Here is a 9,318-nt window from a genome sequence, read left to right on the forward strand (position 1 = left end):
TTTTTTTGAATACAACTTGATATTTTCAGTATATCATATTAGTTGATTTGTGTAATTAATTTTGTTGAGGTACTTATTAGCCGTTTATCCGCCGATCGCAGCAACGAAATCGCAGCGCAACAGGCGATCGTTGCGCGTCTAGAAATCGATCGCAGCACCGAAATCGCAGCACAACAAGCCACAATTGCCCGCTTGAGGGCCGAACAGCAAGGAGAAATTCAAACTCAAAAAGCCGCAATTGCCCGCCTACAAGCCGAACTCCGCAACGCCCAAAGCGAGGATCGGCGCTACTCCCAACTGTACGAACAGGGAGCGATTTCTGCCTCAACTAGCGACAGCAAAAGCCTCGCCGCCGAAACAGCCCAACAGCAACTCAACGAAGGAAAGGCAAAACTCAATCAAATTCGCCAATCCCGCCAACAACAAATTAACGAAGCCCAAGCCAAACTCAACCAAATTCAGCAATCCCGCCAACAACAAATTAACGAAGCCCAAGCCAAACTCAGCCAAATTGAGGAATCTCGACAACAGCAGATTAATGAAGCCGCGGCAAATCTCGATCGCATCGCCGAAGTACGCCCCGTTGACATAGCAGCAGCCGCCGCCGAAGTCAGTTCCGCCGCTTCAGCAGCCAAAGGCGCCAAAGCCAATCTGGATCTAGCTTACATCCGTGCTCCCAGAGATGCCCAAGTCCTGAAAATTCACACGCATCCGGGGGAAAGGGTGGGAAACGACGGCATTGTCGAACTCGGACAAACTCGCGAGATGCTAGCTGTTGCGGAAATCTACGAAACCGATGTGGAAAAAGTACGCCTCGGACAAACCGCCAAAATTACTAGCGATGCTTTGAGTGGGGAATTGCGGGGAACTGTCGAACATATTGGTTTGCAAGTGCAGCGGCAAAACATTGTTAACACCGATCCTTCTGCGAATATTGATGGTCGAATTGTGGAAGTAAAAGTGCGCTTAGATCGAGCTTCCAGCCAGAAAGTAGCGGGATTAACCAATTTACAAGTCAAAGTGGCGATCGGGGAAATTAAAAATTAAGAAGACTTAAACCGCAGGGTCGCTTTCTTCAATTCAAAATCCAAAATCTAAAATCTAAAATCGGGGAAATTAAAGATTAAGAAGACTTAAACCGCAAGGTCGCTTTCTTCAATCCAAAATCCAAAATCTAAAATCTAAAATCCTATGATTAGACTAATAAAACCCTTACAACAGTTAAGACGCAGAACTCCCATCGGATGGCTGCAACTGAGTCACGACAAAGGGCGAATGCTCGTTGCAGTAGCAGGAATTGCCTTTGCTGACGTTTTGATGTTCATGCAGTTAGGCTTCCAAAATGCCCTCTACACCAGCAATACGCGGCTGCACGAAACCTTGCAAACAGACTTAGTTTTGATTCATCCCCAAGCGCGAAATTTGATAAATTTGTCTTCCTTCCCGCGACGCAGATTGTATCAAGCAATGAACGTACCTGGTGTGAAATCAGCCGAGCCGGTTTACGTGAAAATAGCTAACTGGAAAAATCCCGAAACTCGGCGCGAAACGTCGCTGATGGTGGTCGGTTTCAATCCGAATCGCCCTGCATTTGCGCTTCCCGAAGTCAACCAAAATTTGAGCGCGATCAAATTGCCGGATACTGTGTTGTTCGATCGAGCTTCTAGGGGAGATTACCAAGAGACGATCGCCCAAATCGCTGGAGGCAAATCCGTTAAAGCTGAGGTAGAGCGACGCACGATTAACGTCAGCGGTTTATTTACAGTTGGAGCATCTTTTGCCGCCGACGGTATTTTGATGACTAGCGATCAAAATTACCTGCGCCTGTTTCCCAGACAAAACGCCGCGAGTGTTAATGCCGGATTAATTCAACTGCAACCGGGTGCTGACCCCGTGGAAGTTCAACAAGTTTTGAAAGCATATTTACCGCCGGATGTCAAGGTACTAACCAAACAAGAATTTATCGATTTTGAGAAAAACTATTGGGCTAAGAATACTGCGATCGGCTTTGTGTTTAATTTAGGCGTAGCGATGGGTTTTGTAGTTGGTGTCATTATTGTTTATCAAATTCTCTCAACCGATGTCAGCGACCACATCGGAGAATACGCTACTTTCAAAGCGATGGGCTACCGCCATGTTTATTTACTCGGCATCGTTTTTGAAGAAGCTCTAATTCTTTCCTTCCTCGGTTTTTTGCCCGGCGGAGTAGGAGTCTCTTTCGGACTCTATTCTTTAACTCGCAAAGCCACAAATTTACCCCTGTACATGACGCTGATTCGAGCGGTTGCAGTATTAATCTTGAACGTGATTATGTGCACTATTTCGGGAGCCATTGCCACTCGCAAGCTGCAAGCAGCCGATCCGGCTGATATGTTTTAAGCTGAACTTCTCGTCACAAGGGGAAGTTTAAAAGTATGAAACCCTTGCACAGTAAGCGAATTTCTGCTTTTGGCTCTATTGTCTGTACCCACGGTCGGCTTGTCATCAATACGCCGATCGCCGCCCATCTGGAAATAGACAAACGATCGACCGAAACCACCGCCACATCAAGGTTTCATTGATTGTACCCATCTGAGGCTACTCAAAAATGCCCCGAAGTCGGACATTGAGACAGTTTCAATTTTTTTGCCGGGGGGAAGTTCAGTTTAGTAAAGTTGAAAAAAGTCAAAAGTAAGAAAGGTTTCAGTAAAAACAAGATTTTTAACTTTTAACTTTTGACTTTTGACTTTTTACACATCGAGTATTCAACTCAAAACTCGAAACTCAAAACTCTTAAGGCGCTGCTGCAGCCCTGCGGTTGGCAACAATCAGATTAGCCTGATACTCTGCCGCTTTTTGCTGAGCCTTTTGATAGTTCGGGCTAGTTGACGGCACTGCTCTCATGAGCCCAACCGCTTTCTGCCACTCGCTTGCTACTGCAATCCACTCATTTTGAGACTGAGCCGTCTGGGCTAAAATAGCTGCCTTCTGACCTGCGTTAACGGCTTCCCTCCAAGAGTCGGGCTTAGGCGCGGCGGCTTTTGGTGCAGGAGAGGCTGGCTTGGGCGCCGGAGATGCTGGTGCAGCTTTGGGCGCCGGAGATGTCGGAGCTGGGCTTGCGGGCGCAGCAGCAGTGGGAGCTGCTTTTGGTGCAGGAGAGGCTGCTTGTGGGATGCCCGGAGATGCACCCGGAGAGGATGCAGCGGCTTTTGGTGCAGGAGATGCGGCTTTCGGGGAAGGGGAAGCAGCTTCGGGGGCGCTCGGTTCTGGGTTCGAGCCGCCGAAGGGGAAAGTTTTAGTAAAGAAAAGCCCTGCGATCGCTGCCAGAGGCACTAAGATACCCACAGGTATTACCCATTTTGGGAATTGTTTTTTCGGAGGCGGGGCTCGATCTTCGTCTTCCTCGTCGTCTTCGTCTTCCTCGTCGTCTTCTCGATCGAATTCTCCTTCTTGATAATAGTCTTCGCCTTGGGGCTCGACATCATCTAAACCTATAGAGTCGTCTGGCATTCCACTCTCGGAGGCGTAAAGCATTGGCTCCGCGGGCATCAGATCGATTTCATCTTCCCACGCAGGCGAGCCGTCACCTGTTCGACGCCCGTAAACTTTTACAGTGTGAATTGATTCGACTCCCAAATTCGTCATCCCGCTGCGGATGAAATCGACCAATGCCATTTGACTCGGTACTTTGTCTGACTCCAGAATTATGTGGAGGCAGCCGTTGTCCCGCGTCACATCGGCGTTGATGCCTTTGGGTTTGAGTGTACGGTTGATGCTAGATGCGATCGCTTTTGGATCGCCCTGCTTGAGAAGTTCCCGCAGGTTCTGTTGTGTCATGGGTAGCGCTCTTTTGGGGGGGGGTGGAGAGCCGGTAAATAATATTAACCGATCGGCGTTCGGCGGCGGACAATATGTATTTACCACATTAACTTCTACTGTCGCATTCTGAGAGTATTTCTAGCTAACTCGGCGGGAGACCCCACACCATAATCTTCGATTCCGCGCGTGGTTGACATCCACCCCGGCGTAAACGCACGGGGATTCCTAAGACTCACGACTTAGCTTTCTGCTTCCGTCCCCTAGGGGATTTCGCACCAGCCTTAACAGATTTACTCTGTTCAGGTCTTACGGTCGCTCCACAGACTGACACGGCAAGCCCTGCCGCCAAAATATTTTTTGCTGCGTTTACATCTCGGTCATGGTGAGTACCACACTGAGGGCAATCCCATTCCCGGATATTCAACGGCATCTTGTTAACGATGTGACCGCAATTGCCACATCGTTTTGAACTGGGAAACCAGCGATCGATCTTAATTAAAGTACGACCGTACCAATCGCACTTGTAGTCAAGTTGTCTGACTAATTCCCCCCAACTTGCATCACTTATAGAAGCGGCAAGTTTCCGATTTTTAACCATATTCTTCACAGCTAGGTCTTCTACGGCGATGGTTTGGTTTTCACGCACCAACCGCGTTGTTAACTTGTGAAGATTGTCTTTTCTTGCATCAGTGATTTCTTGATGCACTTTCGCTACTTTAAGCCGTGCTTTGTGACGGTTGTTTGACCCTTTTTGCTTGCGACTTAAAGATTTTTGCGCTCTTCTAAGCTGGCGATACTTTGCCTTGAATCCTTTGGGATTGGCAATCTTTTCGCCAGTGCTTAGAGTGAGCAAGCTTGTAACTCCCAGGTCGATACCGACTTGATTATCTGTTTTGGGTAATGCTTCAATTTCAACATCTACCAGCAGAGAAACTGACCACCTACCTGATGGTGCAAGCTTCACGCTTAAGGTTGATGGTGTTGCACCATCAGGTAGTGTCCGACTCCAACGAATTGGTAACGCTTGTGTGCTTTTTGCTAGGTAGACTTGTCCATCTCTGAACTTAAATGCTGACTTGGTAAATTCTGCACTACCACCATTGCGTTTCTTTTTGAAGTTAGGATATTTTGCCCGCCCATCAAAAAAATTGGTATAAGCCGTTTGTAAATGTCTCAAGCATTGCTGTAATGGCACACAGCTAACTTTGTTCAGAAAATCTAGTTCTTCGGTTTTCTTCCATTCGGTTAACATTGAAGAAGTCTCAGCATAGGCTACCCGTTTCTGTTCTGCGTACCAAGCTTCCGTTCTTGCGGCTAAAGCACGGTTGTAGACCAAACGAACACAACCCAAAGTACGTCGCAACAAACTTTCTTGTTCCGGCGTTGGGTAGAATCGATAGCTGAAGGCTTTTAGTATCATGCTGACATTAATTACACTATTTCACATACTAGCACGTCTTGTGTGAAATGGTCTACCTTAACAAAAATTCATGTAAAGCCGTCCTAAAAGGACGGGGTTTCAGACCCCTTTTTTTGATGAAAGCTAGGGTCATGACGAATTTGGTGAGGGAGGATGTCACTATCTATTCAAAACCTTTTGGCCGCCGATCGCGCATCAACCACATACCCCGATGAAATTTGTTGTAAAAATTTACAGTGACGACCCCCTCCCGCTGCGCTGTCGGACATCAGCGAAACAAGCTAGAGAGTTCTATAACTTTGGTTTGCAGGGTTGAAATTTCTTCCCGGCCCCGCTTTAAAGAAGCTTCTAAGTCTAGCAGCAAAGGCAAACTTTTTTGCAGTTTTTCTAAGCTGGCGTTCTTGACTTCTTGGCGAAAGTAGTATACTCGTTTCGGATTGCCGAGGTCTAGAGCTTGAGCAATTTTATCATCGCGATCGCCCGCTTGGATCATCGCCTTTACCCACAGCCAAATCCGAAACTTACCAGTCAAGCCCGCCACAATCCTCAAACCAGGCTCGCTGCGGCCAGTTAAGCCTGCCAGTAAACCCAAAGCGGCGGAGGTATTGCCCTCGCGAATCGCATCGGCTAGCTGGAAGGTATTCTGGGCGTGACAGTGCACCAGTGCTGCAACTTCCTCCGGGTTCAAAGGTTGGCTGCGGTTGCCCGCAAACAGCAGCAATTTTTCGAGTTCGCTGTATAGCTGGCGGGTATCGCTGCCAATGGATTCGGCCAAAAGTTCGATCGCCGTGGCGGTCAATTTTACGTTCATTTCGCCGGCGACTTGGCGCACCCGCTGGGCTAGTTCTTTGTCATTCCAAGGTGGAATCGGCGAAAATTCCCGCACTTCGGCGGCGGACTGGAGTAACTTGGTAGACTTGAGCCGGCTGTCGGGTTTTTTGACGGATGTCAGCAGCAACACGGTGGTAGGGGGAATCACTGGCAGCGTCCGTTCAAATTGCGCTAACAGTTCAGGAGAGCACTGCTGCGTTACAGTCGTATTTGCCAGCCAGACAAAACGGCTGCCGGTACCGAAGGGCGGCGTCAAGGCTCGATCGAGTCCTTCGACCACAGCGTCGGCTCGATCGGCAATAATTTTGTCATAGTTAAAACTAGCCCAGTTGGGGTCGAGGACTGTTTGGCGCAAACTTTTCACAGCTTGCGCGATGGCAAAGTCGTCTTCTCCCCAAAACAGGTAAATTTGCATGAAAAACGCTCAGTAGCAAAAAAAATCAGAGTTGCACGCTCCGCAAGTCCAACATATCCTGAATAGGACTGTTGGAAGCCCGCACCATAATATAAAATTTGGTGTGGGAGTATGTCACCGCGAGGAAATCAAGATTGGATGATACTTATCAAGCTTACGTAAATCGGGTGGCGCGCATGACGCTGCTGGACTCCTACAAGTCCCAGGTGGAACACATTCAGGAATCTCCAAAATTTAAGCCCGACGAAGCAGGTCGGAGAGATCCTGTACCTTTTCCAGGTTATTCAGTGATTACGCCGCCTGCTGGGGAAGATGCAGAAAATGCTGCACTTTATAGTAATTTGCACTCGATCCAACAACGGCTATTGGAGGAAATAGCGGACGGTGCGATCGTGGCACTGCCTCCTGATAGCTTCCATTTAACCCTGGCCGATCTGATATGGAACAGCGCTTTTCGAGATGCCTCCGCTCAAAATCCAGAATTTGAGGGGCAACTGCGCGAACGTATGGGCGATCGTTTTGCCGCCTGCAAACCCTTGGCGGGCGGCCCTCCCATTCGCTGGATAGTGCTGGGGTTGATGTTGATGACTAGAGCTGTGGGTGTCTGTTTGGCACCGACGGACGAAAACTCTTACAAGCAAATTCTGGAGTTTCGCCGATCGATCTATCAAAATCCCGATTTAATTGCTTTGGGAATTGAACAGCAATATCATTTTACGGCACACATTACTCTGGCTTATTTTGGGGACACCGGGCCAAATCTAGACCGCGCTCGTTTGTGCGCCCTCATGTCTGAGTTAAACGAGCAATGGCTCGACACGCCCCAAGAACTGTGCGTCCACCGAGCCGAACTGCGGAAGTTTGAGGACATGACTAGCTACATCCGGCAACCTAATTGGCCTGTTTTTGATTTTTAAGGAAGGAAGAAGGAAGAAGGAAGAAGGAAGAAGGAAGAGGGAAGAGGAAAGAGGAAAGAGGAAAGAGGAAAGAGGGAAGAAGGAAGATTTTTTCCCATCTCCCACTCTCCCCATCTCCCACTCTCTCGCCCCTCTCCCCCTCTCCCCTGTGACAACAGTCAGGATATTGCCTGTTAAATGCTTTAATTATTTTTGTTTGACAGTAAAGTCAAGGAAAAAATTTATGAAAAACCAGGGAAAATTAGCCAGTCTAGTTTTTTCATTTTTGCTCAAAAAGTGGCAGTACACGTTGTTGGTATAGGTTTAGATGGAGCTGCTGGGCTGAGCGAATCGGCGCGGCAGGTTGTAGAAATGGCCGCTTTGCTAATAGGGAGCGAGATCCATTTGAGCTATTTCCCCCAGCACTCGTGCGAGCTTTGGGTGTTGGAAGATTTGACTGCCGCAATTCTTGAAATTAAGCGCTGGTTGGCGACTGATGCGAATTTAGAGGCAGATACAGGGACTTTTTCGCCCCCTTCCACCCCCTCGCCTCAAATCATTGTAATTTTGGTGGCGGGTGACCCGCTGTTTTATGGCTGGGGAAAGTTGTTAATTGCCCAATTGCCGGCAGAAAAATTGACTTTTCACCCCCACGTCAGTTCTGTGCAGTTGGCTTTTAACCGCTTGCAAATCCCTTGGCAAGACGCTCATTTTGTTGGCTCTCAAGGACGTTATTTTGAGGAACTGACGGCAAAACTCAAACTCGGTGTTGAGAAGATTGCGGTACTCGGAGACGAAACTCATACTCCGGCGGCCCTGGCACATTTGGTGAAAGCTCTAGATTTGCCCGCACGCTACGAGTTTTGGGTTTGCGAAAATTTGGGTTCTGCTGACGAGCGGGTGGGCCTTCGTTCTCTGTCAGCTTTGCTGGGAGAGTCTTTTGCACCGCTGAGCGTGGTTGTGATGCTGCGGGAACCCCGGATGGCGACAGAACCTTTGGATTTGGAAAAGTTGCCTTTGTTGGGAATACCGGATGCAGCTTTTATCGGTTGCGGCGACAGGCCTGGTTTGACGGTGGAACGGGAAGTGCGGGTGTTGGTGCTGGCACAATTGGCTTTGCAACCGGAACAAGTTGTCTGGGATGTGGGTGCTGGTAACGGTTCTGTGTCGATCGAAATTGCTCGTTTATTCCCGCAATCTGAGGTATACGCGATCGAACAAACGGTTTCTGGTACTTCTGCGATCGAGTTCAACTACGGTCGTTTTGGGCTGCAAAATGTATTCTCGATTTACGGAACCGCCCCGGAAATCTTGCACCGCTTGCGTCCCCCCCACCGGATTTTTATCGGCTGCAGCGGCGGAGGGTTGACTAAAATTTTGGGTGTTTGCGCGCTGCGGCTGCTTCCTGGAGGCTCGATCGTGCTGGCAATGGAAGCTTTTGAGGATATTGCTACTGTTTTGAGTTGGATGGGCGATCGGGTGCGCCGGGAACCGCACTGGAGTTACCGAATCGTGCAAGTGCAGTTATCGCGTTCTGTGGCTGGGGGCAATTCAACTCGTTTTGACGCGCTGAATCCGATCGCGATTGTGACGATCGATCGACACTTAAGTAGGTAGGCGCAAATAAGCTGTCGCGCATTTAAATTGAATCCAGATCCGGGTTCTGGGGCCCGTTCCACAATAATTGTAGAAAAATTGACTGTCAAATTAGATGCACAACAGCTTAAACCCAACTATGTAACAAAATTTAAATGCACCGTAACCGTTGCGATTGCTTCGTTTCACGGAGTGACCCTCGCAATGACTACTTATGTATTTTCTCACTCATCTACTTAGTTGGATATTTTGAACAAAGAACAACAACTGCTACTGTCGAAGGAATCAATATAGCAATCCTAAATGATTTGCTTGCATTATACGCGAGCTTTCTGGCTCGCACTGCAAGGATTCTGGTCTCG

9 protein-coding genes are annotated in these 9,318 nt (G+C 48.5%); 6 read left to right on the top strand and 3 right to left on the bottom strand.

Translation table 11 applies throughout. The features are described 5' to 3' along the window. Nucleotides 1–42 precede the first annotated feature (42 nt). From QUA56_RS35675 to QUA56_RS35685, 3 genes are all read left to right on the top strand, one after another. Entirely contained in the window at nucleotides 43–1,047 is a 1,005-nt protein-coding gene (locus tag QUA56_RS35675; protein WP_333368515.1) for an HlyD family efflux transporter periplasmic adaptor subunit, read from the top strand. A 144-nt stretch (nucleotides 1,048–1,191) separates the two neighbouring features. After that, nucleotides 1,192–2,379, top strand: a complete 1,188-nt coding sequence (gene devC, locus QUA56_RS35680; protein WP_333368518.1) for an ABC transporter permease DevC — start codon at nucleotides 1,192–1,194, stop codon at nucleotides 2,377–2,379. 35 nt (nucleotides 2,380–2,414) lie between these two features. Further along, nucleotides 2,415–2,561, top strand: a complete 147-nt coding sequence (locus tag QUA56_RS35685) for a hypothetical protein (protein ID WP_333368520.1) — start codon at nucleotides 2,415–2,417, stop codon at nucleotides 2,559–2,561. A gap of 211 nt (nucleotides 2,562–2,772) precedes the next feature. On the opposite strand, the gene QUA56_RS35690 is transcribed toward QUA56_RS35685, so the two are convergent. The 3 genes from QUA56_RS35690 to holA all read right to left on the bottom strand — a co-directional run bounded on the left by QUA56_RS35690 (nucleotide 2,773) and on the right by holA (nucleotide 6,464). After that, a complete protein-coding gene (locus QUA56_RS35690; protein ID WP_333368523.1) occupies nucleotides 2,773–3,816 on the bottom strand; it encodes a hypothetical protein in 1,044 nt (347 codons plus the stop codon). A 214-nt stretch (nucleotides 3,817–4,030) separates the two neighbouring features. Continuing rightward, nucleotides 4,031–5,218: an RNA-guided endonuclease TnpB family protein gene (locus QUA56_RS35695; protein WP_333368526.1), complete on the bottom strand. Its 1,188-nt coding sequence runs from the start codon at nucleotides 5,216–5,218 to the stop codon at nucleotides 4,031–4,033. A 268-nt stretch (nucleotides 5,219–5,486) separates the two neighbouring features. Then, on the bottom strand, nucleotides 5,487–6,464 hold the full coding sequence (gene holA / locus QUA56_RS35700; protein ID WP_333368529.1) for a DNA polymerase III subunit delta: 978 nt from the start codon (nucleotides 6,462–6,464) through the stop codon (nucleotides 5,487–5,489). A gap of 176 nt (nucleotides 6,465–6,640) precedes the next feature. Between holA and QUA56_RS35705 the strand changes: the two genes are divergently transcribed. From QUA56_RS35705 to cbiE, 3 genes are read left to right on the top strand one after another with little or no spacing between them, the layout of a single operon-like run. Further along, complete coding sequence (locus tag QUA56_RS35705; protein WP_333368538.1) at nucleotides 6,641–7,381, top strand: DUF1868 domain-containing protein; 741 nt, start codon at nucleotides 6,641–6,643, stop codon at nucleotides 7,379–7,381. Continuing rightward, complete coding sequence (locus tag QUA56_RS35710) at nucleotides 7,371–7,682, top strand: hypothetical protein (RefSeq protein ID WP_333368532.1); 312 nt, start codon at nucleotides 7,371–7,373, stop codon at nucleotides 7,680–7,682. Before QUA56_RS35705 ends, QUA56_RS35710 begins: the two co-directional genes overlap by 11 nt. After that, complete coding sequence (cbiE, locus tag QUA56_RS35715; protein ID WP_333368535.1) at nucleotides 7,658–8,977, top strand: precorrin-6y C5,15-methyltransferase (decarboxylating) subunit CbiE; 1,320 nt, start codon at nucleotides 7,658–7,660, stop codon at nucleotides 8,975–8,977. The genes QUA56_RS35710 and cbiE overlap by 25 nt, the downstream gene beginning before the upstream one ends. Nucleotides 8,978–9,318 lie beyond the last annotated feature (341 nt).

It is taken from the genome of Microcoleus sp. N3A4 (assembly GCF_036701805.1).
Taxonomy (GTDB): Bacteria; Cyanobacteriota; Cyanobacteriia; order Cyanobacteriales; family Microcoleaceae; genus Microcoleus.

Excerpts from the sequence above, each read along its gene's own strand:
- devC (WP_333368518.1), top strand. The coding sequence starts at position 1,192 with ATGATTAGACTAATAAAACCCTTACAACAGTTAAGACGCAGAACTCCC.
- QUA56_RS35685 (WP_333368520.1), top strand. The coding sequence starts at position 2,415 with ATGAAACCCTTGCACAGTAAGCGAATTTCTGCTTTTGGCTCTATTGTC.
- QUA56_RS35690 (WP_333368523.1), bottom strand. The coding sequence starts at position 3,816 with ATGACACAACAGAACCTGCGGGAACTTCTCAAGCAGGGCGATCCAAAA.
- QUA56_RS35705 (WP_333368538.1), top strand. The coding sequence starts at position 6,641 with ATGACGCTGCTGGACTCCTACAAGTCCCAGGTGGAACACATTCAGGAA.
- QUA56_RS35695 (WP_333368526.1), bottom strand. The coding sequence starts at position 5,218 with ATGATACTAAAAGCCTTCAGCTATCGATTCTACCCAACGCCGGAACAA.
- holA (WP_333368529.1), bottom strand. The coding sequence starts at position 6,464 with ATGCAAATTTACCTGTTTTGGGGAGAAGACGACTTTGCCATCGCGCAA.